The organism is Pelomonas cellulosilytica (genome assembly GCF_021353265.1).
Classification (GTDB): Bacteria; Pseudomonadota; Gammaproteobacteria; order Burkholderiales; family Burkholderiaceae_C; genus Pelomonas; species Pelomonas cellulosilytica.
Map to the genome: position 1 here is coordinate 246,367 of NZ_JAJTWU010000005.1, position 26,364 is coordinate 272,730.

Genomic DNA, 26,364 nt, shown 5'->3' on the forward strand with positions numbered 1-26,364 from the left:
GGGGAGCCTGGCCGTCGACCATCCCGCCCGTCTGTTCGTGTGCGCGCGCTGCCGAGTGCAGGTCCTGCTGTGCAGCCGCTGCGATCGTGGTCAGCGCTATTGCGGCCGAGCCTGCTCCGGTGCGGCTCGCCGCGAGGCGCGGCGTGCGGCGGCACAGCGCTACCAGCGCAGCCGCGCCGGTCGCCTGGCCCATGCCGAGCGCTCCCGGCGCTGGCGTCAGCGCCAGCGCGAGGGCGAGGACGAACACGGCGCCATTGCCGCTGGCCGCACCCTCCACTTCGTGACGCATCAGGGTTGGCGGGCCGAGGTGCCTGCTGCTCCACTGACCGTGAACGAGCCCGACCACGCGGCGAACGCCACCGCTGACCAGGCGCTACAGATCAGGCCGCGCTGCCGGCGCTGTGGCGCGCCGCTGTCGCCCTGGGTGCGCCAGGGGTTCGTGCGTCACGGCCTGCGGCGCTGGCCTGCCCGCGTGGTCGATCCCTGTCCCTGAAGGTCTTCGAAGGAGTCATCTTGGTCATCTCCGCCGACATGAGCGCGCAGATCCTGCGCCTGCACGAGACCGAACGCTGGCGCGTGGGCACCATCGCCCGGCAGTTGCACGTGCATCGCGACACCGTGCGGCGCGTGCTCGCGCAGGCGGGCCTGTCGCCGCCGGCCGCGCTGCTGCGACCCAGCCGCGTTGACCCGTTCCGGCCGTTCATCCTGCAGACGCTGGCGAAGTTCCCGACGCTCACCGCAGCGCGTCTGTTCGACATGGTCCACGAGCGCGGTTACCGCGGCAGCCCCGACCACTTCCGCCACCTCGTGGCCTCCCTGCGTCCGCGCCCGGCGGCCGAGGCCTACCTGCGGCTGCGCACCTTGCCAGGCGAGCAGGCGCAAGTCGACTGGGGGCACTTCGGCTACCTGCAGATCGGCCGCGCGCGCCGGCCGCTGATGGCCTTCGTGATGGTGCTGAGCTACTCGCGCCGGATCTTCCTGCGCTTCTTCCTCGATGCCCGGATGGACAGCTTCTTGCGCGGCCATGTCGAGGCGTTTGCCGCCTATGGCGGCTGTGCCCGGGTTCTGCTCTACGACAACCTCAAGAGCGCCGTGCTCGAGCGCATCGGTGACGCCGTGCGCTTCAATCCCGAGCTGCTGAAGTTCGCGACCCACCATCGCTTCGAGCCGCGCCCGGTCGCCGTGGCCCGCGGCAACGAGAAGGGTCGGGTCGAACGCAGCATCCGCTACATCCGCGAGTCCTTCTTCGCGGCGCGCGAGTTCGCCGACCTGGATGACCTCAACGCGCAGGCGCGCCGTTGGTGCGAGGGGCTCGCCTCGGATCGGCGCTGGCCCGAGGACGGCAGCTTGAGCGTGCGACAGGCCTTCGAGGCCGAGCGCGCAAGCCTGCTGGCGCTGCCCGCGCAGGAGTACCCCCTGGGCGAGCGCGTGGCCGTGCAGGTGGGCAAGACGCCCTACGTGCGCTTCGACCTCAACGACTACTCGGTGCCGCACACCCACGTGCGGCGCACCCTGGCCGTGCTCGCTGATCCCGAGTGCGTGCGCGTGTTCGACGGCGCAGCCGAGATCGCCCGGCACGCCCGCAGCTACGACGCAGGCGCGCAGATCGAAGATGCCGCCCACATCGATGCGCTGGTACAGCACAAGCGCCGCTCGCGCGGGCACCGGGGTGTCGATCGGCTCAGCCGTGCGGTGCCAAGCGCGTCTGTGCTGCTCGCGCGGGCCGCCGAGCGTGGCGAGAACCTGGGCTCCATCACCGCGGCACTGCTGCGCCTGCTCGATCGATACGGCGCCTCGGCGCTGCAGGCGGCCATCGACAGCGCGCTGGCCCAGGGCGTGCCGCATCCGAACGCGGTGCGCCTGGCCCTGGAGCGCGCCCGCGAGGAGCAGGGGCTGCCCCCGCCCACGGCGCTGCATCTGAGCGAGGAGGTCGCGCGCCGCGACGCGCCCGTGCGTTCCCACGCCCTGGCCAACTACGACCGAATCGTCCCGGCGGATGAAGGAGAACAGCCGTGAACGCACCCATGTCGGCCCACGCCGCCGAATTGCGCACTCGGGCCACCGAGCTGCGCTTGCACGGCCTGCTGGCCCATTGGGCCGACGTGATGACCGATCCCGAGGCCGCCGCGCGCGTGGCGCAGTGGCTGGACTGGGAGACCCAGGAGCGCAGTCGCCGCAGCCTGGAGCGCCGCCTGCGCGAGGCCCACATCGGTCAGTTCAAGCCGCTGGCCGACTTCGACTGGAGCTGGCCCGCGCAGATCGACCGCGGCGCCGTGGAAGACCTCATGGCCTTGCAGTTCCTCGCCGACGCCACCAACGTCGTGCTTGTCGGCCCCAACGGCGTGGGCAAGACCATGTGCGCCTGCAACCTTGGCTACCAGGCGGTGCTGGCTGGCCACACGGTGCTGTTCGTCACCGCCGGCCAGTTGCTGGGCGATCTTGCCGCTCTGGACAGTGACTCGACCCTGCGCCGCCGGCTGCGCCATTACGCCGCTCCCGACCTGCTGCTGATTGACGAAGTCGGCTATCTCTCCTACTCCAACCGCCACGCCGACCTGCTGTTCGAGCTGGTCAGCCGGCGCTACCAGCACAAGAGCACGGTGGTCACGACCAACAAAGCGTTCGCCGACTGGGGCGAGGTGTTCCCGAACGCGGCCTGTGTCGTCTCGCTGGTCGACCGGCTGATGCACCGCGCCGAGGTCGTGCGCATCGAAGGCGAGTCCTACCGGGCCAAGGAGGCCCAGGAGCGGCTGGCCGCACGAACGCGCCAGCGCGCGGCCAGAGCCGGCGCCACCTCCCGCAAGGCCAAGCCGTGACGCCACGCCCGGCCACCCCATCGGTGCTGCCGACGCACTGGACGCCCGAGCAGGCGTTGGCAGTCTCCGAGTGCCTGCAGGCCCTGAGCGAGCAGCTCTGGATCCTCTACGGCCCGCGGATCCAACAGGCCTGGCGCGATCAACTCGTGCGTGACACACCATCGCCCCCCGCCGACCCGACTGAACCGTTCTGACGCCGCCGAATAACGTCGCCTCCCTCGTCGGCGGCGTCCTCATCTCATCCACCAGGGCCCCACGGGGCCCTTCCTACTGGTACCGGCCTACGTCCAAAACCGCGTCCTCACCGCCGAATAAGCGCGGATCCTGACCGCCGCTAACACTCGATGCTGCTTTCGCGCCTGACCGTTTTAAAGCGCTCGATCCGTACGCTGTACCGGGGGCGGCCTTCTGGGGCAAAGGTGAGAGCTGGCGAGCAGCAAAGCACATGACCATGGCGGAGCTGGCTGCGACGGACCTAGGAAAGTTCTTTGAGTCAATGTAGGCAGCTTGCACCTTGAACGGATATTTCTGCCCACTCCGGGCACGCTGTGCGCGGTGGAGCTCGAGCGAAAGCAAGCCTGAATCATGCCGAGTGAAAGCGCTGTTGCATGCCAGCAAGAAGACTGCGCTATGCATGGTCAAACGTCTGCATTAGTCCCATCACCGGACGCATGGCACATGGCGTTGACCGACCGAGATCGCTGCAGACCGGCCGGTCAACCAGCGAAGACGGCTTCAGGCTGATCTCGGACGCTAGTTGCCAAGCGACTGAGTGTATGGGGGCAAAAAGCGCATGTTGGGCAAGAAGCGCATCGCCTCTTGTCTAGGAAGAAGGCGCCAACTGTGATCTGTTGGGCCAGCCACCGTCATAGCGCTTGTTCCCACAGTAACGACCGAGTTTCGACCTGTAGTGATGAAGGCTAGGTAGTACGCGCCAGGCTCGCCAATGGTGAACTGACCGGGAATGTTGTCGAGGAAGGTCAATGCTTGGCTCTTCTCGCTCGTAATCTTGTATGTGCCTGGCTTCACATAAAGAAAGGTATAAGAGCCAACTTTCACGTCAGCAACCTTTGTCCCATTAAGCGACGTTACGGGCCAAACACCCGATCCGTTTTCCGATAGGAAGGGCCGGAAGATGTAGAGCGTCGCCAAGCCCGGCGGCGCCGCAGGAGCCTCAGAGAACTTAGGGGCGTCACGCGGAGGGATGTTGGAGGCACACCCGGAGACAAAGGAGAAAGCAAGGATGGATGCGGCGCGTACGATGGTTCGTCTGTTCATAGGGTGCTGGCGTCGTTGAGGTGGAATATCGGCGGGCAAGGCCTAACGAATGAAAGGGACTTCCCCGTCCCGAACCAGCCGCGATGCGGCGAGCGGCAACCAGGTGCCACGATGTGAAGTACGGTTTCTCATCAACTCATCTGGAAGGGGAAGTCCATAACGATTCTGACCGTGGGTATCGACCTCGCCAAGAACGCTTTTGCGGTGAATGGCGTCAATCAGGCCGGTAAGGCTGAACTGGTCCGCCCGGCCGTGGCGCGCGACAATCTCAACGAGCTCATCGCGAGTCTGCCGCCGTGCGTCATCGGCATGGAAGCCTGTTCCGGCGCCCGCCACTGGGCGCGCCTGTTCCAGGCCTCGGGTCACATCGTGCGGCTGATCACGCCGAAGTTCGTCACGCCCTACCGGATGAGCGGCAAGCGCGGGAAGAACGACGCGGCTGATGCCGCCGCCATCTGCGAGGCCATCCAGCGCCCGCACATGCGCTTCGTGCCGCTCAAGACGCTCGAACAGCGACTCTTACACCGATGCACCGAATCGGACGGCACTGCACGCCGAGTCCATTGACAGGAAAACCCTGAACGAATCCAGGCATCACGCGGGGCCGTCAGGCGGTGCCCGCACCTCGTCATGGCTTCCGAAAAGTTCAGAGTTGAATGAACGAAATCCGTAAAAGTTCAGAGTTGAATGAGCAGGTAGTTCAGGTCTGGCCGAGCACGCTCTTCCCAAGTACTTGATCTGTCAGTGGGTGGAGTTCAAAACTGAATGGTTTTCGACAGCTCGTCAAGCGAGCCGGTGCGGCTGGGCACCCTGCGCGGTTCGTTTGCCCTGGGCTGTTTGCTGCCCCGTGGCCAGCCGGCGTGAGTGCTCATCACTTTTAGGCGAATGCGCACCGTATCGCCTCACAATTTGAGGCGAACGATCAGGATTCAGCAGTCGGCCACAAACGGTCGAGGGCAATGCGGCTTTGACCCCTGTCGCCCGGAAGGCTCATGGACAAGTTGATGCAAATGCGCTAAGTTCGTGTCGCAAATGAACGCAACACCGGAGTTCCGCATGCCCTCGACCGCCGCCTCCCCGCTGCACAACCTCTGGTCGATTGTCCTGTCCAAGGTCGGCGGTTCCCACATCGAGCTCGGCGACAACATCATCACGAACAACGAGGTGGGCCCTGCGCCGCGGGCGGGTGGCAAGGCTGCCGCCAAGGGCGACGCGAAGGGTGACCTGAATGGCATCAAGGGCGTCGGTAGGACGTTCAAGATCGACTCCAAGCTTGGTCGGCACGCGCACGTGCACCGCAAGTCTGCTGTCGAGCTCTTCACGATCCCTACCCACCTGTCGGCCAAGCAAGCCTACGTCATCGTCAAGTTGGGAATCCCTAGCCGCAGCCTGGAGCCGCTGAGCGACCACTTGGGCATCGGCAAGGGCGCGGCCGCGGGTGTCCTGGGAATGGACCGCGCCACGGCCAACCGCAAGGTGGCCAAGGACGACGTGCTTCCGACCTACGCGGCCGAGAGCATGCTGCGCCTGCTCGAGCTCGACGCGATGGCACGCGACACCTTCGAGACTGATGAAGAAGCGGCTGCGTGGCTGCGTCAGCCACACCCGATGCTCGACGGGGAGACGCCGCTGGACTGCGCCAAGTCCGGCTTTGGCGCCGAACGCGTCAAGGACATCCTCAACGCCGTCAAGTACGGTGGCGTCGTTTGACTACGGTCTACCACATCGGCTACTGCGACACGCCGGCACCAGCGCTCAACGTCCTACTCATGAGTCTGGGCTATGGCTCGACGCAGGGCAACGGACGGTGGCACACCAAGGGCCCCAACCAAGTTGTCTACTGCGGCTCGAGCCGGGCCCTGTGCCAGCTCGAAAAGCGCGTGCACGCCAACGGCGCCAACCCCAAGAACCAAGCGCTCATGCGGTTGGAGATTCCCGCGGCCGCCTCCCTGATCGAGGTCGAGACGCTGGGCCTGCCTGCGGACTGGCGCGACGACGAGACGGCCACCCAGACCATCGGCAACACCTGGGTTGCCTCGGGCGCGAGCCTGGGGCTATGGGTGCCTTCCTACATCGAGCCCGGCGAGCGGAACCTGCTGCTCAACCCCGCGCACCCGGCGTACGCCGCCGTCACCCTCCACATTGAGCGCCACCCGTTCAAGTTCGACCCGCGGCTGTTCATCGCGCCGGCGCCCGCAGCGCCTGGCGGCACTTCACCCTGAAGCGCCAACTTCCAGACACCAAGAGAGTTCTTTGGCTGTCTTGCTGAGGCAAGCGCCTAAAGGGCTTTGAACGTCCGCTTCGCGGCGCCGAGATCAGCCGACTCCGAAGACCGCAAGGGTCGATCTGCGACGGTCGCCGAACCCCAAAGCAGTCACTCGGCCGCCACGACCGCAGTCGGCAGCATCGAATGGCCGCTCTTACCGTCAGACCAGTCGGCCGTAGCATGAGCCGGGGAGCAGCTGGATGACCGGTACTGGCTCATGATCGCTCGCGAGAAAGGCCTTTCAAGCGCCTGTTGGGATTTGCTTTGTGAAAGCAAAATTGCACAAAAATGCGCATATGTGTATTCTTGGCTTATGCCTAAAGCCGCCGTATCTGTAGCGAGCCTGCCCAGTCCCGTACAGATCTCGTTGGAAGTCCTTGGAGGCCATTTGCGGCTCGGCCGAAAGCGACGGAAGGAGTCGCTCCGGGCTTGGGCCTTGCGGATGGATGTATCCGTTCCGACCTTGGCTGCAATGGAGAAAGGCGATCCGCGCGTCAGCATGGGCGTGTATGCCACCGCGTTGTGGCTGCTCGGCCGAGATGGCGCACTGCGGGATCTGGCGGCGCCAGAGCACGACGCCCAGGCTTTGGCGCAGGAGATCCTGGCCATTGAGAAGAAGGGGGGCCGCCGCCGTGAATAGCGCCTACAAGCCGCAAGACACCATGAGCCTGTGGTGGCTTGGTGACGGTCTGGCGTCGCCGCGAAGCGTCGGCCAGATCTTCCTGGCCGAGGGCAACCGAAAAGTCGGCCTGGAGTATTCGGCCGACTGGCAGCAGCACGGCTTCCCCCTCAGCGAAGACCTGCCCTTGGGCCGGGGCGCCTACGTGCCCAAGGAGCGAGACATGGCGGTCGGCGCCGTTGACGATGCGCGACCGGATCGCTGGGGCGAGCGTGTGATTCGCAACCTCTACAAGCCCTCACGGCTGTCGGTGCTGGAGTACCTCTACTTCGCGGGCGATTACCGCTTCGGCGCGTTGGGTGTCTCGACGGATGCTGGCGGCTACCGGCCCGGCAGCGGGGGAGCCATGGCGAGCTTGGCCAACCTCGACGACATGCGGCGTGCGGTTGCTGCGGTCCTGGCCGACGAGAAGCTGGACGAGCGGCTGGTGCGCTTGGTCAAGCCCGGACCATCGTTCGGCGGCGCTCGCCCCAAGTCCTTGATCGAGATGGACGGCGCACAGTGGATCGTGAAGTTCTCCGAAGGAGAGGACTTCAACACGGAGCTTGTCGAGCACGCCACCATGCGCCTGGCCAGCCAATGCGGAATCGACGTGGCGCAGACGCGCGCGTTGCCCTTGGTCCACGGGCACGCCGTCGCCGTGAAGCGCTTTGATCGCTGCGGCGATCGGCGCTCGCATGTGATCTCCGCCAACACCGTGTTGCGCGCCAACGGCCTGCCCATGGGCTACCCGGAACTCGCACAGAGCCTGCGTCGGATCGGACGAGCGCAAGCCATTCGCGAGCAACAGAAGGAGTTGTTCAAACGCATGGTCTTCAACATCCTGATGGACAACACGGATGACCATGAGAAGAACCATGCCTTCGTGCGCGCGGCCGACGGGTTCTACGACCTGTCACCGGCCTACGACGTCGTGCCGTCGGTTCAGGGGCTGGGCCAACAGCAGCTCAGGGTTGGCAAGGAGCAGGCCGATGCGTCGATGGAGAACGCGCTGTCGGAAGTACAGGCATTCGGGCTCACCAAAGATACGGCCGTGGAGGCGGTCAAGCGCGTGGCTGCGGTCGTGGATGGGTGGAAGAAGTTCTTCCAGGATCTCGGTGTAAGCAATCGCGACTTGGCCCAGTTGGCCCAGTACATCGATGGACCGAATCTGAAGGATCAGCGCGCCGAGTTCATCGACAGGACAACCCAAGCCCCCGCTTGGCGTTGAGCCGCTTTCTGAACAACCCCCATGAATCAGTTGATCACCGCTCTGGGTCTCGCCTTGGCCCATCTCACGACTTTGGCCCAAGCACCGAACCAGCTTGTAGTCCCTGCACTGCCGTCCAGCGCTTCAGCGACGGCGGCTAGTGCCCCGACGTTCGCTCGGGTTCAGGTGTTAGGCAGCCTGGAGCCGACGCTCGATTTGGGCTGTATCGCCGGCTCCCAGGTACTCCCCACCCATGCGCCGCCCGATCTCTTTCTCGCGGCCTTCCGATGCGTCATGACCGATCAATTCGACCGCGCTGCGCGGTTGATGACTATCGCCCAAGCGTTCGGTCAATTCGACGTAGCCCGTCTCACTGATCGCACCGTAGCCGCAGGGCCCACGGTGCTAGCGCGGCGGATGGTTGGACAGGTCCCCAGAGAGAAGCTCACAGCCCTCCTCACGGCGACGCGCGCGGCGGAAGCCAGCGCGGCACTCAACGCGGAGCTGTGCGCCGACTTGCAACGTGTTGGACCGCCCGCCTACTACCCCCGCTATTTGGTGCTGCACGGCCTTGCTGCCGCGAGCGGGCAGTCCACGCCGGAGAATTCGTTGAAGGCGTCGTTCGACGGCCCGGCCTATTGGGCGGCGTACCTTAAGGGCGCGGTCCGCTGTCCCTGAATGCTCGGCCAAGCAGGTGCCAGGTGCCCTGTGGCTCGGCGCAACTGCCCCGCCTGCGAACGCGTCGTCTTGGAAACAAGCTTCGCGCCGATGGTGGCGCGTCCAGATCAAGACGTTTCGACCCAACGCCGAATAAGCCACGCAACTCCAGCTCTTCGGCTGTGATGCAACTCATCTGCGCCCTCGCCCACGCTGATGGCTCGCGAGCGTCTACGCCCCGCCCGTCACCCTCGCCAGCGCATGCGCCGGATGCACCAGCCGGCGTCGTCCATCCGCGCTCGGTTCGGACGTTTCCTTGATGATTGCAATCACCTGCGCAGGCTTGAGCGAAGGCTTCGTGGCGATCAGTTTGGCGGCCAGGTTCGTCACGTTCGGCGAAGCCATCGACGTGCCCGAAAAGGCCACGCGCATGCCGCCGGGCAGGTAGCTCTCCACCTGGTAGCCGTTGGCGTGCACCGCCACGGTCGGGCCGTAGCTCGTGAAGGACGCCTCATCCCCCGCAAGATCGACCGCGCCCACCGTCAACAGGTTGGGCAGCACGATGCTTGATGGGATGAACTCGCCGAAGCTGGCGTCGGAGTTGCTGTTGCCCGCGGCAGTGACGAACAGGATCTCCGGTGCGCTTGCGAAGGCTTTCGTCATGCCCTTCTTGTCGATCTCGAACAGCTTGCGCGCGGTGGCCTTGCGCTCCTCGACGGTCTTGCCGATGCCGCACTTCTCGAGGCCTTCCTCGACGTCTTTCACGCTGCCGCCCCAGCTCATGTTCACCACCCGCACGTGTTGCTGCTTGAAGTAGTCGACCACGGTCTGGTAGCTGCCCGCGCTGCGCTCGGCCAGCGCCTGGCTGGGGCAGGGGTCCGGCTGCAGCTTGTAGTCGAAGGAGATCCGTGCCGTCAGCAGACGCGCCCACGGGTTGCCAGCCAGCGCGATGCCGGCGACGTGCGTGCCGTGGGAGTAATTGCCCGCCAGGCCCAGGCCTTCCATCGCCGGCTTGAACTCCTCGGGCTTCAGGCCGGACATGGTCTTCTTGACCTCGCTGGCCTCAGGGCTGTCGATGTTGGACTGCAGGTCCGAGAAGCCCTTGGACTGCTGTAGCAGCGACGGCAGCTTCGGCTGGTAGGCCGCGGGGATGGGAAACAGCTCGCCGGACGCGCGGCGCGCTTCCAGATCGAAGGCGATGACCGCCGGCTTGCCCTTGTCGAGCAGCACCTGCTTGCCGAAAAGGCGGGTGTCCACACCGCTGTCCCACACCGCCACCACGACCGGCTTGTACGGACCAGCGGCCGGCAGCGTGACCGAGCGCTCGGCCCAGATGTCCTTCTTCGCGACCGCGTGCGCCGCCAGATAGCCGCCGTAGGCGTCGATCAGCGTCTGCTTCAGCGGGATCGCGGTCTCGAGGCTGTAGCGCGCGAAGATCAGGTTGGGTGCGATGTCCGACGAAAGGCTGCCGCCATTCTTGTTCAAGGCGTCCTGCAGCACGTCGCGCACACCGCCCAGCACGCGGCCTTCGCCGGCGACCTCGGCACTGGCCTTGAACTGCTTGACGTCGTTGGCGATGACCGGGTAGGGGTAGGTGTCGAGCTCGGCGCGGATGGCCTTGCCCACCGCCTCGAAATACGCCGGCGTGTTGACTGCGCCGGTCTGCCTGGCCGCGGCCACCATCGCGCGCAGGCGGATGCCGGAGAGCAGCTTGTCGGCGGGCTTCTCCTCCAATGCGCGGACCTTCTCCGACTCGGCCAGCGCCGCGTCATAGTTGCCGAGCAGGAAGTCCAGCGCCATCAGCGCGGTCAGCATGCCGCGCTCGGAGGACTTGTCGGCGATGTCATACCTGGCCAGCACGCCTTCCATGTCGGCACGGATTGGCGTGGCGATCTGCTTGAACAGAACCGGGTCGCGCACCACCTTTTCGAGCGGTTCATCGATGCGGTAGCTGAAGCGCGGGATGTCGGCTTCCTTCTCGATGCGCTGCTTCTGCGCGGAGGCAGGCATGGAAAGGGCCAGCAGAAGGGCCAGCGCGGCGGGGGGCGCGGCGCGGCGCAATTGGAAGTTCGACATCGCGACGGTCTCCTCAGAATCTCGTGCGCGCGCAGTTTAGGCCCGCCTAATGGAACGTCGCTGGGGTGGCGTCAGGCGCCATCCAGGGCGTCCGCCCCGGCGGCCAGCGGGCCCCGCAGCGCCTCCTCCATGAAGCCCGCAAAGGCGCGCGCCTTCGCGCTGGCCAGGCGGCCGGTGGGATAGACGGCCCAAAGGTCAATGTCGGGCAGCGACCAGTCCGACAACACGCGTTCGACGCGGCCGTCGCCCAGCTCCGGCGCGAACATCCAGTCCGACGCGATCGTGAGGCCCATGTCCGCCAGCACCGCGGCGCGCACCCCTTCGGCAGCGCTCAGGCGTACTCGGCCCCGCACGGCCACCGAGGTCTCGATGGCGTCGCGCCGGAAGCTCCATGCCTGGGCGGTCTGCGTGAACAGCAACGCCTCGTGGCCAGCCAGGTCGGCGGGCACCGCCGGGCGCCCGGCGCGCGCCAAGTAGGCTGGCGTGGCCAGCACCGAACGGCGCGAGCGCGCGAGGCGGCGCGCCACTGCCCCCGATTCGTCGAGGTGGCCCATGCGCAGGGACACGTCGATGCCCTCGGCCACAAGGTCGATGGGCCGATCGTCCAGGACCATGTCGATGGACAGCTCGGGGTGGAGGCCGAGGAAGCGCGGCAAATGGGGGATGACGTGCAGGCGCGCGAACGTCGGCGCCGCCGACAGCCGCAGCTGCCCCGACAGCCCGCGCCCCGCGCCGCGAGCGGCGAGCTCGGCCTCGTCGGCCTCCTGCAGCGCCACCCTCGCATGCTCGTGGAAGCGCTGGCCCGCCTCGGTGGGCGTCAGACCACGCGTGGAGCGCACCAGCAGCCGCACGCCCAGCTGCGCCTCCAGGTTCGCCACCGTCTTGGAAACCGCCGGCTGGCCCACCTGCAACAGCCGCGCCGCGGCGGAGAACGATCCGGTCTCGACGACGTGCACGAACGCCGTCATGGCCTGAAAGCGGTCCATGTTATTCCTTGAAGGAATTAATCGTATGCCAGAAGTCTATCTTCCATGCCATCAATCGCAGAGGAACACTGCATTCATCGCAACACGACACCCACCGACGACAACCATGATCGACGTCTACGCCTTCGCCACCCCCAACAGCCTCAAGGTACCCATCGCGCTCGAGGAGCTTGGGCTGGATTACGTCCTGCACGCCGTCGACATCAAGCGCGGTGAGCAACGAGCGCCGCAATTTCTGGCGCTCAACCCGAACGGCAAGGTGCCCGTGCTGGTCGAGTCCGGCGCCGAAGGGCGCGCGGTGCTGACCGAGTCCGCCGCCATCCTCGTGCACCTGGCCGAGACGCACGACGCGCTGCTGCCTTCCACCGGCATGGCACGCGCACGTGTCTTCGAGCAGCTGTTCTTCCACGCCTCGGCGGTGAGCCCCGCCTACGGGCAGGCCGGCTTCTTCAAGCGCCTGGCCGCGGAGCCACAGCCGCTGGCGCTCCAGCGCTTCGAAGCCGAAGCGCGCCGCGTGACAGGGCTGCTCGACGCGACGCTCGCACGCCACCCCTTCGTGGCCGGCGACGCCTACAGCATCGCCGACATCGCCCACTTCGGCTGGATCTGGCGCCACCAGTTCCCAGGGCTGGACCTTGCCGACACCCCCCATGTCGCCGCCTGGCACGCACGGATGCTGGAACGTCCGGCGGTGCAGCGCGCCATCGCCCGCGTCAACGCACTCGTTCCGGCCTGACGTCGCTTCTTTTTGCTGTCTCTCACCCCAACCACCCCAAAGGAAAGACCATGTCCCGCTTCGACACCTACAAGCACTCGTTCGCCAACGCCCGCCTGACCCGCTCGGCCAGCGGCGTGCTGGAAGTCGCCCTGCACACCAATGGCGGCAAGCTCGTCTTCGACGGCCACACCCACGAGCAGTTTGTCGAGCTGTTTCACCAGATCGGCTCGGACGCCGACAACCGCGTCGTGATCCTGACGGGCTCCGGCGACGCCTTCATGGACTCGATCAGCCCCGAGGGCTTCGACTTCTTCACGCCGCGCGGCTACGACAAGATCTACCGCGAGGGCAAGAAAGTGCTGATGAACATCCTCGACATCGAGGTGCCGGTCATCGCCGCGCTCAACGGACCCGTCCGTCTGCACTCCGAGTACGTACTGCTGTCGGACATCGTGCTCGCCGCGCCGACCACCGTGTTCCAGGACAGGCCGCACTTCGACTTCGGCATCGTGCCCGGTGACGGCGTGAACCTGCTGTGGCCCGAGGTGATCGGGAGCGTGCGAGGCCGCTACTTCCTGCTGACCCGCCAGGAGCTCGACGCGAAGACCGCGCTGGAATGGGGCGCGGTCAACGAGATCGTGCCGGCCGACGCGCTGCTGACCCGCGCACATGAGATCGCCGAGTCGCTCGCCAAGCTGCCCCCGCTGACCAGCCGCTACACCCGCATCGCGCTCACGCAAAAGCTGCGCCGCCTTGTGGACGAAGGCGTCGGATACAGCCTGGCCCTCGAAGGCGTCAGCGCTGCGGACGTCGCCCGCTCGATGAACGCTGGCTGAGCGCACCGCACCTCCCCAAAGGAAACATCATGTCCCTGCAAGCCAGACTCGACGCCTTCAAGGCCGACTTCGAGGCGGGCAAGCCGCCCTACAGCGTGCCGCCCGCGGTCATCGCCACCATGCACCGCGCCACCGCGGAACTGATCGCCTCGGGCGCGCCGCTGCGTGCGCTGAAAGCCGGCGACGCCGCGCCTGAGTTCGTGCTGCCCGACGCCGAGGGGCAGCCCGTCTCATCCACCAAGTTGCTGAAGGATGGACCGCTGGTCGTCAGCTTCTACCGCGGCGTCTGGTGCCCGTACTGCAACATGGAGCTGCAGGCCCTCCAGGCGGCACTGGCGGCCTACCGCGACGCCGGTGCCAGCCTGGTGGCCATCTCGCCGCAGACCGCGCCCAACAGCCGCAAGGCGATGCGCCAGAACGGCGTCCAGTTCCCGATCCTGTCGGACGCCCGCAATGACGTCGCAGCCACCTTCGGCCTGCGCTTCGAGCTGCCGCCCTATCTGGTGGATCTGTACAAGCAGTTGAAGAACGACCTGCCGTCCTTCAACGCCGACCCGAGCTGGACGTTGCCGATGCCGGCGCGCTACGTGATCGCACCGGACGGCGCCATCGTCTACGCGGAGGTCAACGCGGACTACACGCGGCGGCCGGAGCCGCACGATCTGCTGCCGGCGATCCGGAGCGTCGGGAATCGGGCCAGCAGGTCGCCATCAGGCGACACCGGGCTCCATTTTTGACGACCCCGCTGCCCGTGACGGCCAACTCGCCAGCGCACGCCTGCTCGCCGGAAAGTGGCGCTTGTCGGCGGCCGCTGGAACCGCCAACGGACCTGCCGCCGGAAGCCACTTGGACCTGGCCCAGCGCATCCAAGCCGCGTCAGTTCAGCGGCATCGGCGCCGTCAGCTCCTGCAGCAGGCCGCCCAGCGCCCGCTGCACGGGGCTGACCTCAGCGACGTCGGTGGCCAGGCCCTCGCTGCGCAGCCGCTTCAGCGCGCGGCGCGTCATCGAATGCATGCCGCCGGCCAGGTTGCTCGTGAAAACGAAGAAGGCGCCGTTGTCGCTGACCCAGGCCAGCGACGCGGTGGCCCAGACGCCTTGCAGGTGCAGCTTGCAGCGCTGGCCGGGGCGCAGCGCATCAAGCCAGTCATTGGCCGGGTCGCCGCCGTCCAGGCCCATCGGCACCGTCGGCAGCGTGCCGACATGGGTGTCATGGGCATGCCAGTCATCCAGCGGCGACGGCTCGGTCTCGGGCGAGGGTTCCGGCTCCGGGGCCGGCACGGTGGCCGCGGGCACGGGCGCGGGCGGGTCCGCCTGCTCGGCGAGCTGTCGGCGGTGCGTCTGCATCAGCTCGGCCAGCACGCGGTGGCGGTGCTGCTGGGGCAGGTCGATCAATGCCATGCCCTGCTGCACGCGGCCGATCAGCGACGGCAGGCGGCGGCGCAGGTCCGCGCGCTCCGCCGGCGTGCCGGGCCGCTGCAGGCTGGCCAGCAGCTCGTCGACGGTGCCGACGAGGGCCTGCGCCTCCGGCGACTCGGCGCCCTCGGTCGCCATGACCTTGGCCAGCACCTCGATCCACGGCCCGCGCAGGAAGGTCTGCACCGTGGGGCTGACCTCGCGCGCCTTGCCCAGTTGTGTCTCGACCTGGTCGCGCAGCAACGGCAGCAGCCGGCGCTCGGCCTCCAGCTGGCCCAGCGCATCCATCGCCGGACGGGCGCGGTCGATCTGCTGCTGGCGCTCGTCGTCGATGAAGGTCTGCACCTCGTCCAGCGCCTGCGCATAGGCCTCGGGCTGGCCTGGCCCGCCCTGGCTCAGCCGCGCGACGAGCGGGTCGACGAAACGCTGGAAGGCCTCGTTGCGCTCCGCGTCATGCGCCGGCAGCGAGCCGGAATGCCCGGCGATCTTGTTGATCAGCGCCCAGGCCGGGTGCTGCTCGGAACTCAGCACGCCGGCATCGCGCGCGGCCAGCTCGCGCACCGGCGCCTCCAGCTGCGCGATGGAGCCGCGCAGCGCCGGCGCCAGCTGCGGGTCGGCCAGCAGCCGCTCGAACAGCCGGCCCAGCAGGACATGGCTGACGTTGGCGACCTCCGGCGCGGGCGCCACGTCGAGCCCCTCCAGCCGGAACTCCGCTTCGCCGTCGGAACGAGGCAGCGTCGGCAGCGCCGGCCGCGGGCCGCCCGCGGCCAGGCCGCGCTGCAGCAAGGGCAGGCTGCGCAGCAGCGCCTGCAGCTGCTCGGGCGGGATGGCGGCCAGCGCGGCCTCGGCCGGCGCGGCCGCCGACGTGCCGGCCTTCAGCACGGCCGAGGAATTGGGGGCCAGGATGGTGCGGTAGCGCGGCGACTGCAGCCCGGCGGCCTGCAGCTGCTGAGTCAGCGCGGCCAGCAGCGGCCGCAGCTGCGTGACCAGCGTCGGCGCCGCCACGCGCATCCACACGGACTGCTGCTCGGGCTCCAGCGTCTGCTCGTAGACCGTCTGGCTGACGGCCCGCGCGAACACGGCCGGCCCGCAGGCGGTCGGGTCCTCGCCCCAGGGCACCCCGGGCAGCATCGTCGCGGCGAGGCCTTGCAGCTCGCGCAGCTCCCATTCGAGTTTCAGGTCCGCCAGCTGCACGACGCGCGAAATCTCGATGTCCTTCTCAGCCTGGGACTCGACGACGAGCGTCAGCTCGTCGATGTCGAAACCGCTGAGCGTCGCCTTCGTGCCGCGACCCAACGCACGCGCTTCAGCGCCCCGGAAGCCCTGCAGCAGGTGGCCCGCCAGGCATTCGCCGATGTGCATGCGCAAGGGCTCCACCATGCCCAGCAGCACCCGCAGCTGGCGGCGGTCGACGCTGGCCGGCAGCACGTCGGCCGGCTCGCGCATGGCCTCCAGCATGGCCTCCACCCAGCCCGTGGCGAACGGCAGCGCCTGCGACTCCAGGAAGCGCACATGGCGGTCGAACTGCGGATGGGCTTCCATGGCGGCGGGCTGGCTCCTCGTTGCAGCGCAGACTCTAGCCGCGCAGACTTGCTGTGAGGCTACATGCAGATCGCCCCCAATGCGGCGCGCGGCCCGGCGAAGGCGGGGCATCTGCACGCTGGCCGCCCGCGGCAGCGACCGGCGGCGGCCCTCAGGCCGGCGTCAGCAGCTTTTGTTCCGCCAGCGCCAGCGCCGCCGGCGTGCCGCTGATGACCAGCGTATCGCCGCCGGCCAGCGTCGCGCCGTCCACGCGCTGGCCCTTGCCGTCGACACGGCGCAGCGACACGACGGCCACGCCCAGCGCGTGCAGCGCCAGGTCGTCCAGCGGCCGGCCCGAATGCGCGCTGGCGCTGGGCAACGTGACGGAGGACAGCCGTGCCTGCTCGATCTCGTCGACGGTGTCGTCGTCGGCGCCGTGGAAATAGCCGCGCAGCAGGCCGTAGCGCCTGTCACGCGCGTCGCGCGTGATGCGGATGACACGGCGCATCGGCACGCCTACCAGCGCCAGCGCGTGCGAGGCCAGCATCAGCGAACCCTCGATGGCCTCGGGCACCACCTCGGTCGCGCCGGCCGCCTTGAGCTTCTCCAGGTCAGCGTCGTCGATGGTGCGCACGATGACCGGCACGCGCGGCGCATGGGCGCGGACTAGGTCCAGAATCTTCAGCGCCGACGGCGTGTCGTGGTAACTGACGACGACGGCGCTGGCCCGCGCCAGGCCCGCAGCCATCAGGCTTTGCACCTTGGCCGCGTCGCCGAAGACGACGCTCTGGCCGGCCGCAGCGGCCTGGCGCACGCGGTCCGGGTCCAGGTCCAGCGCCATGTAGGGGATGTGCTCCCCGTCGAGCAGCCGGGCCAGGTTCTGGCCCGAGCGGCCGTAGCCGCAGATGATGACGTGGGCCTCCGCCTTGATGCTCTTCTTGGCGATCGTGGTGAGCTGCACCGACTGCATCAGCCAGTCGCTGCTCGACAGCTTCATGACGATGCGGTTGCTGTACATCACGAGGATGGGCGTGGCCAGCATGGACAGCACCATGCTCGCCAGCACCGGACTGACCCATTGCGGCGCCACCAGCCCCTGCTGCGCGCCGAGCGTCAGCAGCACGAAACCGAACTCGCCGGCCTGCGCGAGATACAGGCCCGTGCGCAACGCCGTGCCCGGCGGCGAGCGGAACAGCCGCGCCAGGCCGGCGATCAGCGCGAACTTGGCGACCACCGGCGCGGCCGTCAGCAGGATGACGAGCCACCAGTGGTCCACGAGCGGCCGCCAGTCCAGCTTCATGCCGATGGTGATGAAGAACAGACCCAACAGCACGTCGTGGAAGGGCCGGATGTCAGTCTCCACCTGGTGCCGGTATTCGGTCTCGGAGATCAGCATGCCGGCGACGAACGCGCCGAGCGCCAGGCTCAGGCCCGCATGCTCGGTCAGCCAGGCCAGGCCCAGCGTGACGAGCAGCAGGTTCAGCATGAACAGCTCGTCGCTCTTGCGCCGCGCCACCAGCGTCAGCCACCAGCGCATCAACTTCTGACCGCCGTACAGCAGCAGCGTGAGCAGCACGACGGCCTTCAGACCGGCCCAAGCCAGCGCCGTCACCATCTCGCTGCCGCTGCTGTTCAGCGCGGGGATCAGCACCAGCAGCGGCACGACGGCCAGATCCTGGAACAGCAGCACGCCCATGACGAGCTTGCCGTGCGGGCTCTCCAGCTCCAGCCGCTCGGCCATCAGCTTCACGACGATGGCCGTGGAGCTCATGGCCATCGCCGCGCCCAGCACCAGCGCGCCTTGCCAGCCCAGCTCCCACGCCACGCCCAGCATCGAGAATCCGAACACCAGCAGCGCATTGCCGGCCATTGCGCCGGCGATGGTCAGCGCCACCTGCGCCATGCCGATGCCGAACACGGCCGTCTTCAATGCCCGCAGCTTGGGCAGGTTGAACTCCAGACCGATGGCGAACATCAGGAACACGACGCCGAACTCGGCCAGGTACTGGATGCTGGCCGAGTCATGGGCGAAGGCCAGCGCATTGGGGCCGATCAGCACGCCGACCGCGAGATAGCCGAGCATCGGCGGCAGCTTCAGCAAACGGCAGACGACCACGCCGAACACCGCGGCGACGAGATAGAGCAGGGCGAGGTCCAGGGATGTCACCGGGCGATGGTATGCGGGCCACCCGTGCGGCCCGGGACAAGACGCCGCCAGCGTGAATTTCGCCACTTGGCCGGGGTGTCATGCAGCGCATGCATGGCGGCATACCCACTTGGCTAGACAGGTTGTGGTGGCGAAGGCTGCCTTCGCGCTACCGTTCGCCCCACTCAAAGTTACGGAGCGTTTCATGCCCAACCTGTCCTTCGTCTCGCCCACGCGCAACAGTCCGTGGGGCACCTACCTGTCGCAGATCGACGCGGTCGAGCCCTACCTGGGCTCGCTGAGCAAGTGGGTGGAGACGCTGCGCCGCCCGAAGCGGGCGCTGATCGTCGACATCCCCATCGAGATGGACAACGGCACCGTGGCCCATTTCGAGGGCTACCGCGTGCAGCACAGCCTGACACGCGGCCCTGGCAAGGGCGGCGTGCGCTACCACCCGGACGTGACGCTGGAAGAGGTGATGGCGCTGTCGGCCTGGATGACGATCAAGAACGCCGCGGTCAACCTGCCCTACGGCGGCGCCAAGGGCGGCATCCGGCTCGACCCGCGGCAGCTGTCGCTGAAGGAGCTGGAAAAGGTCACGCGCCGCTACACCAGCGAGATCGGCATCATCATCGGCCCGACGCAGGACATCCCCGCACCGGACGTGAACACCAACGGCCAGATCATGGCCTGGATGATGGACACCTACTCGATGAACACCGGCGCGACAGCGACCGGCGTCGTCACCGGCAAGCCCATCCCGCTGGGCGGCTCGCTGGGCCGCGTGGCCGCCACCGGCCGCGGCGTGTTCGTCGTCGGCCGCGAGGCGATGCGGCGGCTGAACATGGAGATGGACGGCGCCCGCATCGCGGTGCAGGGCTTCGGCAACGTGGGCTCGATCGCCGCCAAGCTGTTCGCCGCCAACGGCGCCAAGATCGTTGCCGTGCAGGACCACACCGGCACGATCCACAACGACAACGGTTTCGACATGCAGAGCCTGCTGGACCATGTCGCACAGACGCGCGGCGTCGCCGGCTTCAAGGGCGGCGAGATGATCGCCAACGAGGACTTCTGGAATGTTCGCAGCGATGTGCTGATCCCGGCCGCGCTGGAAGGTCAGATCACCGCAGAGCGCGCGCAGCGCCTGGCCACGCGCCTGGTGCTGGAAGGCGCCAACGGCCCGACCACGCCCGACGGCGAGGCCGTGCTGGCCGATCGCGGCATCGTCGTTGTGCCCGACGTCATCGCCAACGCCGGCGGCGTAACGGTGTCGTACTTCGAGTGGGTGCAGGACTTCAGCTCGTTCTTCTGGACCGAGGACGAGATCAACGTGCGCCTGGACAAGATCATGATCGGCGCGTTCAAGCACATCTGGGAGACCGGCGAGCAGCACAAGATCCCGCTGCGCACGGCGGCCTTCACCGTGGCGTGCACGCGCGTGCTTCAGGCGCGCGAGGAACGCGGCCTCTATCCCTGAGTTGACGGCCCCAGCCGCCTCAACGCCTCAAGCCCGCCACCCGGCGGGCTTTTTTGCGGGGTCAGTCCTTGACGACAGCGCCGGTACCGTCCAGGACGCGCAGCGTGACCGGGATGGCGCCCGCGACGCTCTGCGTGACGGTGCAGTAGTCCTCGAAGGTGTCCAGCACGCGCTGCAGATGGCCGAGCTCCGCAGCCGGCCGGCCCAGGTGCAGGTCCACCGCCAGGCCCTGCACGCGGTTGCGCCCGCGCTCGTTGCGGCCGACGGTGGCCCTGACCTCGGTGCGCAGCGGCGACGGGTCGTCCTTGTACTTCTGGCAGGCGAACCAGATCGACGCGCTCAGGCAGTTGCCCACCGCGGAGGCCAGCAGCTCCACAGGGTCAGGCCCGAGGCCCGTACCCAGCGGCGGCGGCTCGTCGGCCAGCAGCACCGGCAGCTCCGGCGCGTAATGGTGCTCGAACTGGTAGCCCTGGCGCTGGATCAGGGTGACGCTGGGTTGGTCCATCAAAAACTCCTAGGTGGCGGCAAGGCGCCTATCTGAACACCGCCGGGTACTGGCGGCGATACCAGTCGGCAATCTCGTCATGCCCCAGGCTGAGGAACTCCCGCAGCCGTGGCACGGCCAGGAAGCCCAGCACGCAGGCCGCCATCATCAGGCCCCAGACCGTATAGACGTGGGCGACGCTGTGGTGGACCAGCGCTGCGCCGACAAGGGCCGGGCCGATGGCACCGGCCACGCGCGTGGTCATCGCGCCGGCGGCGAGCAGGCGGACGCGGTACTCCCGCGGGATGGCCAGCGCACGGTGCGTGGCGCCGACCAGGCTCATGGACGCATTGCAGAAGCCCGCGGCCAGCAGCGCCGCAAGCAGCAGCCCTGGGGCGCCCGCCAGGCCGGCGGCGGCCAGCGCCACGCCCTCCAGGCAGCCCAGGCCCACCCGGACGCGGTAGCGGCCGAAACGGCGCACCAGCCTCTGCGCGCCGAAGAGGCTGCCCAGCAATACTCCCAGCGACAACGCCCCGAGGCTCAGCCCCAGCCAGGCCCCGGCCAGGCCGAGCGACTGCACCTTGAGCGGAACGAGCAGCCCCACGGCCGGCCCCTGGAAGATCCACACGATGAAGTTCACGGCCGTCCAGCCGCGCTCCATCGGCACGTGCCATTTGGCGGCCAGCCCTGCGCACAGGTCGCCCCACCAGGCGCCGAGCGCGCGTGGCCGCGACGGCGCGGCAGCGGTGCGCGGCAAGCGCCAGGCCACAGCCAGCGCAAACAAGAGCAGCCCGGCGCAGCCCTCAAGCGCCGGGGCAACGCCGGCCACACCCAACGCCGCACCAGCCAGCAGCGGCCCCAGCACGCCGCCCAGGGCCTGCAACGCCTTGCGCAGGCGCAGCGCCGTCGGCAGCTGCGCCGGGGCGACAAGTTCGGCCAGCACGGTCTCCCGGGCGGGGTCGACAAACGCAGCAGCGCCGGCCTGCAGGCCGGCCAGCACCGCCAGTGTTACGACGTGGAACGCGCCGGTCGCCGACAAGGTCGTCAGCAGCGCGGCAACCAGCGCCAGCCCGCCCAGGCCCCCGCGGATCTGGCATGTCTTGCAGAGGCGGTCGCCGAACGGGGACACGGCCGGCGCAATGAAGAAGCCCACGACGGCGAGCGTCACGCTGAAGGTGGTGATCGCCGCGGCGCCGCCCTGACCCGTAATCCACCAGGGCAGGATGACGGCCATGCCGAGCTCGCCAACGAGCACCAGGACGTCCACGGCCAGCAGCCGGCCCAGCGCCGGGTTGGTGCGCAACAGGGCGAGGAACTCGGCGGGAATCAGGGGCGGCCTGCGCAACGGCATGCCGGAATTGTGCGGACCACCGACCAGGCAACGCCGGGACCGCCCGAGGCGAAGCCGCCGCCGCATCGCCTAAAGTCGGCCGCAGCTGTCATCGGCCGGGCGGCCCGGCACGTTGACGGTGGCCAGCCGCTCCGGCTTTACGGACGGACACCGGCCCGCAGCCTGCCGACAACGGAATAATCCCCCTCATGCATCGCACCCGCTCCCTGTTGTCGATGGCCGGCCTTGCCTTGCTTCTGGCCGGCTGCGGTGGCCTGCCGTCAGCCTCGTCCGACAAGTCCGGCAAGGTCTACCAGCGCGAGAGCTTCTCCGCAGAAGAGACCTTTTCCCGCCTGTTCGACGCGAATGTCGACGCCACCTGCGAGGCCGCCCGCCGGGCCCTGCTGAGCCAGGGCTACGTCATCAGTAAGGCTGACAGCGGCGTCGTGCGCGGCACGAAGAACTTCCAGCCCGAGGGCGAGGTGCACGTGGAGATCGCGTTCAACGTGGTCTGCGTCGGCGACGGCCCCAAGCAGCAGATCGCCACGGCCTACGTCAGCGCGCAGCAGGACCGCTATGCGCTCAAGAAGAACCCCCAGGCGGCAAGCCTGGGCGTCAGCGCGTTGGGCTCGATTTCGGTGCCGTTGTCGTCCACGCAGGATTCGCTCGTCAAGGTCGCGTCCGAGACGATTCCCGCCGGTGAGTTCTACGACCGTTTCTTCACGCTGATGCAGCGCATGCTGCGCGAGAACACCAGCAACGAACGCTGAGGGCCGTGGCATGAGCCGCCTGCAATCGCAATGGCAGCGCCTGTACGAGCCCGCGTCCGACGGGCGAGACGGCGCCGTGCGGGCATTGGTGCTGGAGGTGGCACGGCCCGCGGACTGGGAGCCGCTGTCCCGCGTGTGGCGCGGCGTGCAGGCCGACCTGCAGCTGCCGGCGCCAGCCATCGCCGTGTCGGGCAGCGACGGGCTGCAGCTGTGGTTCTCGCTGCGGGAGGCAGTGGACGTCGCAGCGGCGGCACTGTTCCTACAGCGGCTGCAGGACCGCTACCTGGCCGATCTGGCGCCCGCCCGCGTGCGGGCCATGCCATCCACCCGCGAGCCGGCCTGGCAGGCCCCGCGGGTGCCGGCGCCGCAGCCGGGTACCGAAAACTGGTCGGCCTTCGTCGCGCCGGACCTGGCACCGGTGTTCGGCGAGACGCCCTGGCTGGACATCCCGCCTGGCACCGATGGCCAGGCCGACCTGCTGGCACGGCTGCAGAGCATCGAGCCCGCCGCGTTCCAGGCCGCGATGGAATGCCTTGCCGGCCCCGCGACTTCCGCGCAACCCGCCGCGGCTGCGCCGGTACCCGCCAGCGCCACCAGCGATGTCGACCCGCGGCGCTTCCTGCAGCGGGTGCTGAACGACGAGAGCGTCGCGCTGGCGCTGCGCATCGAAGCCGCCAAGGCGCTGCTCGGGCGGGCGTGACCGGCGGCGGGGCGGCACGGCCTCGCGAGCCGTCGTCAGGCCGTCGCCGGCACCAGCGTGTGGGCGTCCCGCGCCAGCCGCCAGCGGCCCGCCTCCTTGCGGTAGACGGTGAGCCGGTCGCCCGCCAGCGTCATCGTGTCGCCGCCGGCGCGCGGCGTCAGCGTCAGGGCGTCACGGCAGCGGGTGTAGGCCAGTTCGCCGACCACGACGATCTCCTGCAGCTCGCTGTCGCAATGCACGCGGAACCGCTCGTGAGCTCCGGCGAAGGTAGCCTGAAACACCGCCTGGCCGAACGGTGCCTGGCCCGGGCCCATCAGCACCATGTCGTCGGTGGCGAGCTGCAGCAGCGCGGGGAAGTCGCCGGCATTGACGGCGGCCATCCAGGTGGCGTGGTGGTGGCGGATTACCTGCTCGTCGGCATTCATCTGCATGTCCCTTCTCAACTGGCGAGCCGCCGGGCCCGCTCCAGCAGCAGCATCCGCTGCACGTCGTTCTCGGTCAATTCCGCCGCGCGCAGGTAGGCCTCGCGCGCCTCGCCCACGCGGCCCAGGCGCTCCAGCACGTCGGCCTGCGCGCCGGCAAGATACGGGTAGCGCTTGAGCTGCGGCTCGCCGGCCAGCGCCTCCAGCAGCGGCAGCGCCGCGGCGGGGCCGTCGGCAAAGCTCACCGCCAGAGCCCGGTTGAGCGCCACGACGGGCGACGGATTCAGTGCCAGCAGCCGGTCGTAGCCGGCCACGATGGCGTGCCAATCGGTGTCCTTGGCACGGGCGGCGCGCGCGTGGCAGGCGGCGATCGCGGCCTGCAGCGTGTACGGCCCGGGCTCGCCGAGGCCCAGCGCGCGGTCCAGCGCCGCCAGGCCGCGGCGGATCAGCAGCGGGTCCCACTTGCGGCGGTCCTGGTCGGGCAGCAGCACGGGCCGGCCCTGGACGTCCAGCCGTGCGGGCAGGCGCGAGGCCTGGATCTCCAGCAGCGCGGCCAGGCCGTGGACCTCGGGCTCGGCTGGTAGCAGGTGCTGCAGCTGCCGCGCCAGGCGCAGTGCCTCGTCGCACAGCGCCGGCCGCAGCAGGCTGGCGCCGCTGCCGGCGGTGTGGCCCTCGTTGAAGATCAGATAGACGACGGCCAGCACGGACGACAGGCGCTGCGCCCGCTCGTCGGCGTCCGGCAGCTCGAAGGCCTGGCCATGCAGCGCCTTCTTCGCGCGCACGATGCGCTGGGCGACGGTGGGCTCGGGCACGAGGAAGGCCCGGGCGATCTCGGCCGTCTCCAGCCCGCCCAGCAGCCGCAGCGTCAGCGCGACCTGCGCCTCGCGCGGCAGCACCGGGTGGCAGGCGATGAAGATGAGCCGCAGCAGCTCGTCACCGATCTCGGCCTGGTCGCGCGCGGCGTCGAGGTGGTCGACGAAGTCGGGCACGACATGGGTCTGGGCGGCCTCGTCGTCCGCGGCGAGGTGCTCGTGCTCGCGCTCCAGCATCGCGCGGCGGCGCAGCCGGTCCAGCGCCTTGTTGCGCGTGGCGGTCATCAGCCAGGCCGCGGGATTGGCCGGCGTGCCGTCACGCGGCCAGGCATCCAGCGCAGCGATGAGCGCGTCCTGCGCGCAGTCCTCGGCGTCGTCCAGGTCGCGTAACAGCTTGGCTGCGGCGCCCACGAGCCGGCTGCGCTCGATGCGCCAGACCCCGGCCGCCAGCTCCGCATGGCTCACCGGATCAGGTCCCGTCGTAGACGCGCTGAAGCTGGGCGAGGTCGATCTTGCCCATGCCCCACAGCGCTTGCAAGACCCGCTGCACGCGAGCGCCATCGGGGTCCCGCACCATGTCGAACCATGCCGCCGGGATGATCTGCCACGACAGGCCCCACGCGTCTTCCACCCAACCGCAGGCCTTTTCGCGGCCGCCGCCAGCGGGCAATTGCTCCCAGAGGTGGTCGATCTCGGCCTGGTCCTGGCAGGCGACGGTCAGCGAGAACGCCTCGTTGAGCCTGAAGTGCGGCCCACCGTTGAAGGCCGTCATCTGCAGACCCAGCAGCTCGAACTGCTGGAGCATGACCGTGCCCGCCTCGCCGGGCGAGTCCGGTCCCCAGCGGTGCGTGTCGAGCACCCGGCCCGTGCCGAAGGTCTCCAGGTAGTGCGCCACCGCGTCTTCGGCGCCGCGCTGGTACCAGATGAACGGGGTGAGTTTCTGGATCTGCATAGCGGTCTCCTCAGCGCTGGCCCGGGCTGCCGCTCATGTAGACCAGTTCCCAGATGTGGCCGTCCAGGTCCTCGAAGCCATGGCCGTACATGAAGCCATGGTCCTGCGGCTCGCGCGGCACGCTGGCGCCGGCGGCGCGGGCCTTGGCAACGAGGCTGTCGACCTCCTCGCGGCTCTCGCAGCTCAGGCAGACGAGCACCTCGGTGCTGGTCTTGGCATCGGCGATGGGCTTGCTGGTGAAGCCCTTGGCAAAGTCCTCGGTGAGCAGCATCGCGAACAGGTTGTCGCCCAGGATGAGGCTGGCGCCGACATCGTTGGTGAACTGCGGGTTGAACTGGTAGCCCATGGCCTCGAAGAAGGCCTTGCTGGCAGGCAGGTTCTTGCATGGCAGGTTGACGAAGATCTGCTTGTGCATGGTGGTCATTGCGGTTGGGCCTTGGGTTGGACGAGATGGATGAAGTTGCCGCAGCCGTCCTCGAACATGACCGCCGTGATCGGCCCCATGTCCTCCGGCTCGCCATGAACGATAACGCCGCGTTCGCGCAGCGTCTTCGCTTCGGCCGCCACGTCGGTGGTGACGAAGGCGGTCGCCGGCCGACGGGCCGCGTACAGCGCCTGCTGGAACAGCCGGCCCGGCTCGAAGTAGCGCGTGCCTTCCAGCGCCAACTCCACGCCGTGCACGCCGTCGGGCGAGACGACGGTGAGCCAGCGGTAGGTCTCGCCCATCGGGATGTCGGCCATCTTCCTGAAGCCAAGCTTGGCGGTGTAGAAGGCCAGGGCCTTGTCCTGGTCGTCCACAAAAATGCTGGCGATCTTGATCTGCATGGGGTGCTCCG

The 26,364-nt window shown here is 68.4% G+C and carries 27 protein-coding genes and 1 pseudogene; 16 read left to right on the forward strand and 12 right to left on the reverse strand.

Annotation, left to right across the window (positions count from 1 at the left end):
• Positions 1-55 precede the first annotated feature (55 nt).
• The 4 genes from LXT13_RS14375 to LXT13_RS14390 are packed head-to-tail and all read left to right on the forward strand — an operon-like array spanning position 56 to position 3,010.
• Positions 56-493, forward strand: coding sequence for a hypothetical protein (locus LXT13_RS14375; RefSeq protein ID WP_233372611.1), 438 nt, complete (start codon positions 56-58; stop codon positions 491-493).
• 20 nt (positions 494-513) lie between these two features.
• The gene (gene istA, locus LXT13_RS14380; RefSeq protein ID WP_233372612.1) at positions 514-2,016 is read left to right on the forward strand and encodes an IS21 family transposase; all 1,503 of its coding nucleotides are present in this window, start codon (positions 514-516) and stop codon (positions 2,014-2,016) included.
• Positions 2,017-2,024: 8 nt separating this feature from the next.
• On the forward strand, positions 2,025-2,816 hold the full coding sequence (gene istB / locus LXT13_RS14385) for an IS21-like element helper ATPase IstB (RefSeq protein WP_233372844.1): 792 nt from the start codon (positions 2,025-2,027) through the stop codon (positions 2,814-2,816).
• Entirely contained in the window at positions 2,813-3,010 is a 198-nt protein-coding gene (locus tag LXT13_RS14390) for a hypothetical protein (protein WP_233372614.1), read from the forward strand. The genes istB and LXT13_RS14390 overlap by 4 nt, the downstream gene beginning before the upstream one ends.
• A 559-nt stretch (positions 3,011-3,569) precedes the next feature.
• Here the strand turns inward: LXT13_RS14390 and LXT13_RS14395 are convergent.
• On the reverse strand, positions 3,570-4,094 hold the full coding sequence (locus LXT13_RS14395) for a DUF2846 domain-containing protein (RefSeq protein ID WP_233372615.1): 525 nt from the start codon (positions 4,092-4,094) through the stop codon (positions 3,570-3,572).
• A gap of 156 nt (positions 4,095-4,250) precedes the next feature.
• On the opposite strand from LXT13_RS14395, the pseudogene LXT13_RS14400 reads away from it, so the two are divergent.
• From LXT13_RS14400 to LXT13_RS14425, 6 genes and pseudogenes are all read left to right on the forward strand, one after another.
• Positions 4,251-4,622: pseudogene (locus LXT13_RS14400) on the forward strand (IS110 family transposase); the annotation flags it as partial.
• Positions 4,623-5,150: 528 nt separating this feature from the next.
• Positions 5,151-5,804, forward strand: coding sequence for an antitoxin Xre/MbcA/ParS toxin-binding domain-containing protein (locus tag LXT13_RS14405; protein WP_233372617.1), 654 nt, complete (start codon positions 5,151-5,153; stop codon positions 5,802-5,804).
• Positions 5,801-6,316: an RES family NAD+ phosphorylase gene (locus tag LXT13_RS14410; RefSeq protein ID WP_233372618.1), complete on the forward strand. Its 516-nt coding sequence runs from the start codon at positions 5,801-5,803 to the stop codon at positions 6,314-6,316. The genes LXT13_RS14405 and LXT13_RS14410 overlap by 4 nt, the downstream gene beginning before the upstream one ends.
• 261 nt (positions 6,317-6,577) lie before the next feature.
• Positions 6,578-7,000: a helix-turn-helix domain-containing protein gene (locus LXT13_RS14415; protein ID WP_233372619.1), complete on the forward strand. Its 423-nt coding sequence runs from the start codon at positions 6,578-6,580 to the stop codon at positions 6,998-7,000.
• Positions 6,993-8,249, forward strand: a complete 1,257-nt coding sequence (locus tag LXT13_RS14420; protein WP_233372620.1) for a type II toxin-antitoxin system HipA family toxin — start codon at positions 6,993-6,995, stop codon at positions 8,247-8,249. The genes LXT13_RS14415 and LXT13_RS14420 overlap by 8 nt, the downstream gene beginning before the upstream one ends.
• A gap of 21 nt (positions 8,250-8,270) precedes the next feature.
• The gene (locus tag LXT13_RS14425; RefSeq protein ID WP_233372621.1) at positions 8,271-8,906 is read left to right on the forward strand and encodes a hypothetical protein; all 636 of its coding nucleotides are present in this window, start codon (positions 8,271-8,273) and stop codon (positions 8,904-8,906) included.
• 210 nt (positions 8,907-9,116) lie between these two features.
• Here the strand turns inward: LXT13_RS14425 and LXT13_RS14430 are convergent, their stop codons facing one another.
• Complete coding sequence (locus LXT13_RS14430) at positions 9,117-10,961, reverse strand: S8 family serine peptidase (protein ID WP_233372622.1); 1,845 nt, start codon at positions 10,959-10,961, stop codon at positions 9,117-9,119.
• A gap of 71 nt (positions 10,962-11,032) precedes the next feature.
• Positions 11,033-11,947, reverse strand: coding sequence for a LysR family transcriptional regulator (locus LXT13_RS14435; protein WP_233372623.1), 915 nt, complete (start codon positions 11,945-11,947; stop codon positions 11,033-11,035).
• Positions 11,948-12,053: 106 nt separating this feature from the next.
• Between LXT13_RS14435 and LXT13_RS14440 the strand changes: the two genes are divergently transcribed.
• The 3 genes from LXT13_RS14440 to LXT13_RS14450 are packed head-to-tail and all read left to right on the forward strand — an operon-like array spanning position 12,054 to position 14,238.
• Positions 12,054-12,683, forward strand: a complete 630-nt coding sequence (locus tag LXT13_RS14440) for a glutathione S-transferase family protein (RefSeq protein ID WP_233372624.1) — start codon at positions 12,054-12,056, stop codon at positions 12,681-12,683.
• 50 nt (positions 12,684-12,733) lie between these two features.
• Positions 12,734-13,501: an enoyl-CoA hydratase/isomerase family protein gene (locus LXT13_RS14445; RefSeq protein ID WP_233372626.1), complete on the forward strand. Its 768-nt coding sequence runs from the start codon at positions 12,734-12,736 to the stop codon at positions 13,499-13,501.
• Between the two features lie 29 nt (positions 13,502-13,530).
• Entirely contained in the window at positions 13,531-14,238 is a 708-nt protein-coding gene (locus LXT13_RS14450; RefSeq protein ID WP_233372627.1) for a peroxiredoxin-like family protein, read from the forward strand.
• A 139-nt stretch (positions 14,239-14,377) separates the two neighbouring features.
• Here the strand turns inward: LXT13_RS14450 and LXT13_RS14455 are convergent, their stop codons facing one another.
• Both LXT13_RS14455 and LXT13_RS14460 read right to left on the reverse strand, forming a co-directional pair.
• The gene (locus LXT13_RS14455) at positions 14,378-16,456 is read right to left on the reverse strand and encodes a DUF1631 family protein (protein WP_233372628.1); all 2,079 of its coding nucleotides are present in this window, start codon (positions 16,454-16,456) and stop codon (positions 14,378-14,380) included.
• A 151-nt stretch (positions 16,457-16,607) separates the two neighbouring features.
• Positions 16,608-18,602: a monovalent cation:proton antiporter family protein gene (locus LXT13_RS14460; RefSeq protein ID WP_233372629.1), complete on the reverse strand. Its 1,995-nt coding sequence runs from the start codon at positions 18,600-18,602 to the stop codon at positions 16,608-16,610.
• 184 nt (positions 18,603-18,786) lie between these two features.
• Between LXT13_RS14460 and LXT13_RS14465 the strand changes: the two genes are divergently transcribed.
• Complete coding sequence (locus LXT13_RS14465) at positions 18,787-20,058, forward strand: Glu/Leu/Phe/Val family dehydrogenase (protein ID WP_233372630.1); 1,272 nt, start codon at positions 18,787-18,789, stop codon at positions 20,056-20,058.
• Between the two features lie 61 nt (positions 20,059-20,119).
• Here LXT13_RS14465 and LXT13_RS14470 read toward each other — a convergent pair whose 3' ends face one another.
• Together LXT13_RS14470 and LXT13_RS14475 are read right to left on the reverse strand one after the other, a co-directional pair.
• Positions 20,120-20,563, reverse strand: coding sequence for an OsmC family protein (locus LXT13_RS14470; RefSeq protein ID WP_233372632.1), 444 nt, complete (start codon positions 20,561-20,563; stop codon positions 20,120-20,122).
• Positions 20,564-20,591: 28 nt separating this feature from the next.
• A complete protein-coding gene (locus LXT13_RS14475; RefSeq protein ID WP_233372633.1) occupies positions 20,592-21,893 on the reverse strand; it encodes an MFS transporter in 1,302 nt (433 codons plus the stop codon).
• A 188-nt stretch (positions 21,894-22,081) separates the two neighbouring features.
• On the opposite strand from LXT13_RS14475, the gene LXT13_RS14480 reads away from it, so the two are divergent.
• Both LXT13_RS14480 and LXT13_RS14485 read left to right on the forward strand, forming a co-directional pair.
• On the forward strand, positions 22,082-22,642 hold the full coding sequence (locus tag LXT13_RS14480; protein WP_233372634.1) for a DUF2242 domain-containing protein: 561 nt from the start codon (positions 22,082-22,084) through the stop codon (positions 22,640-22,642).
• A gap of 10 nt (positions 22,643-22,652) precedes the next feature.
• On the forward strand, positions 22,653-23,342 hold the full coding sequence (locus tag LXT13_RS14485) for a hypothetical protein (RefSeq protein WP_233372636.1): 690 nt from the start codon (positions 22,653-22,655) through the stop codon (positions 23,340-23,342).
• 35 nt (positions 23,343-23,377) lie between these two features.
• Here LXT13_RS14485 and LXT13_RS14490 read toward each other — a convergent pair whose 3' ends face one another.
• The 5 genes from LXT13_RS14490 to LXT13_RS14510 are packed head-to-tail and all read right to left on the reverse strand — an operon-like array spanning position 23,378 to position 26,353.
• Positions 23,378-23,773 carry a nuclear transport factor 2 family protein gene (locus tag LXT13_RS14490; RefSeq protein WP_233372638.1) on the reverse strand — a complete coding sequence of 132 codons (396 nt, stop codon included), beginning with the start codon at positions 23,771-23,773 and terminating at the stop codon, positions 23,378-23,380.
• Between the two features lie 8 nt (positions 23,774-23,781).
• The gene (locus LXT13_RS14495) at positions 23,782-25,041 is read right to left on the reverse strand and encodes an RNA polymerase sigma factor (RefSeq protein ID WP_233372640.1); all 1,260 of its coding nucleotides are present in this window, start codon (positions 25,039-25,041) and stop codon (positions 23,782-23,784) included.
• Between the two features lie 4 nt (positions 25,042-25,045).
• Entirely contained in the window at positions 25,046-25,528 is a 483-nt protein-coding gene (locus LXT13_RS14500) for a VOC family protein (protein ID WP_233372641.1), read from the reverse strand.
• A 10-nt stretch (positions 25,529-25,538) separates the two neighbouring features.
• On the reverse strand, positions 25,539-25,943 hold the full coding sequence (locus tag LXT13_RS14505; protein ID WP_233372845.1) for a VOC family protein: 405 nt from the start codon (positions 25,941-25,943) through the stop codon (positions 25,539-25,541).
• 5 nt (positions 25,944-25,948) lie between these two features.
• Complete coding sequence (locus tag LXT13_RS14510; RefSeq protein ID WP_233372643.1) at positions 25,949-26,353, reverse strand: VOC family protein; 405 nt, start codon at positions 26,351-26,353, stop codon at positions 25,949-25,951.
• Positions 26,354-26,364 lie beyond the last annotated feature (11 nt).

Coding starts and splice junctions, on each gene's coding strand:
- istB (WP_233372844.1), top strand. CDS start 2,025: ATGTCGGCCCACGCCGCCGAATTGCGCACTCGGGCCACCGAGCTGCGC.
- LXT13_RS14395 (WP_233372615.1), bottom strand. CDS start 4,094: ATGAACAGACGAACCATCGTACGCGCCGCATCCATCCTTGCTTTCTCC.
- LXT13_RS14405 (WP_233372617.1), top strand. CDS start 5,151: ATGCCCTCGACCGCCGCCTCCCCGCTGCACAACCTCTGGTCGATTGTC.
- LXT13_RS14415 (WP_233372619.1), top strand. CDS start 6,578: ATGATCGCTCGCGAGAAAGGCCTTTCAAGCGCCTGTTGGGATTTGCTT.
- LXT13_RS14425 (WP_233372621.1), top strand. CDS start 8,271: ATGAATCAGTTGATCACCGCTCTGGGTCTCGCCTTGGCCCATCTCACG.
- LXT13_RS14430 (WP_233372622.1), bottom strand. CDS start 10,961: ATGTCGAACTTCCAATTGCGCCGCGCCGCGCCCCCCGCCGCGCTGGCC.
- LXT13_RS14435 (WP_233372623.1), bottom strand. CDS start 11,947: ATGGACCGCTTTCAGGCCATGACGGCGTTCGTGCACGTCGTCGAGACC.
- LXT13_RS14440 (WP_233372624.1), top strand. CDS start 12,054: ATGATCGACGTCTACGCCTTCGCCACCCCCAACAGCCTCAAGGTACCC.
- LXT13_RS14445 (WP_233372626.1), top strand. CDS start 12,734: ATGTCCCGCTTCGACACCTACAAGCACTCGTTCGCCAACGCCCGCCTG.
- LXT13_RS14450 (WP_233372627.1), top strand. CDS start 13,531: ATGTCCCTGCAAGCCAGACTCGACGCCTTCAAGGCCGACTTCGAGGCG.
- LXT13_RS14455 (WP_233372628.1), bottom strand. CDS start 16,456: ATGGAAGCCCATCCGCAGTTCGACCGCCATGTGCGCTTCCTGGAGTCG.
- LXT13_RS14465 (WP_233372630.1), top strand. CDS start 18,787: ATGCCCAACCTGTCCTTCGTCTCGCCCACGCGCAACAGTCCGTGGGGC.
- LXT13_RS14470 (WP_233372632.1), bottom strand. CDS start 20,563: ATGGACCAACCCAGCGTCACCCTGATCCAGCGCCAGGGCTACCAGTTC.
- LXT13_RS14475 (WP_233372633.1), bottom strand. CDS start 21,893: ATGCCGTTGCGCAGGCCGCCCCTGATTCCCGCCGAGTTCCTCGCCCTG.
- LXT13_RS14480 (WP_233372634.1), top strand. CDS start 22,082: ATGCATCGCACCCGCTCCCTGTTGTCGATGGCCGGCCTTGCCTTGCTT.
- LXT13_RS14485 (WP_233372636.1), top strand. CDS start 22,653: ATGAGCCGCCTGCAATCGCAATGGCAGCGCCTGTACGAGCCCGCGTCC.
- LXT13_RS14490 (WP_233372638.1), bottom strand. CDS start 23,773: ATGCAGATGAATGCCGACGAGCAGGTAATCCGCCACCACCACGCCACC.
- LXT13_RS14500 (WP_233372641.1), bottom strand. CDS start 25,528: ATGCAGATCCAGAAACTCACCCCGTTCATCTGGTACCAGCGCGGCGCC.
- LXT13_RS14505 (WP_233372845.1), bottom strand. CDS start 25,943: ATGCACAAGCAGATCTTCGTCAACCTGCCATGCAAGAACCTGCCTGCC.
- LXT13_RS14510 (WP_233372643.1), bottom strand. CDS start 26,353: ATGCAGATCAAGATCGCCAGCATTTTTGTGGACGACCAGGACAAGGCC.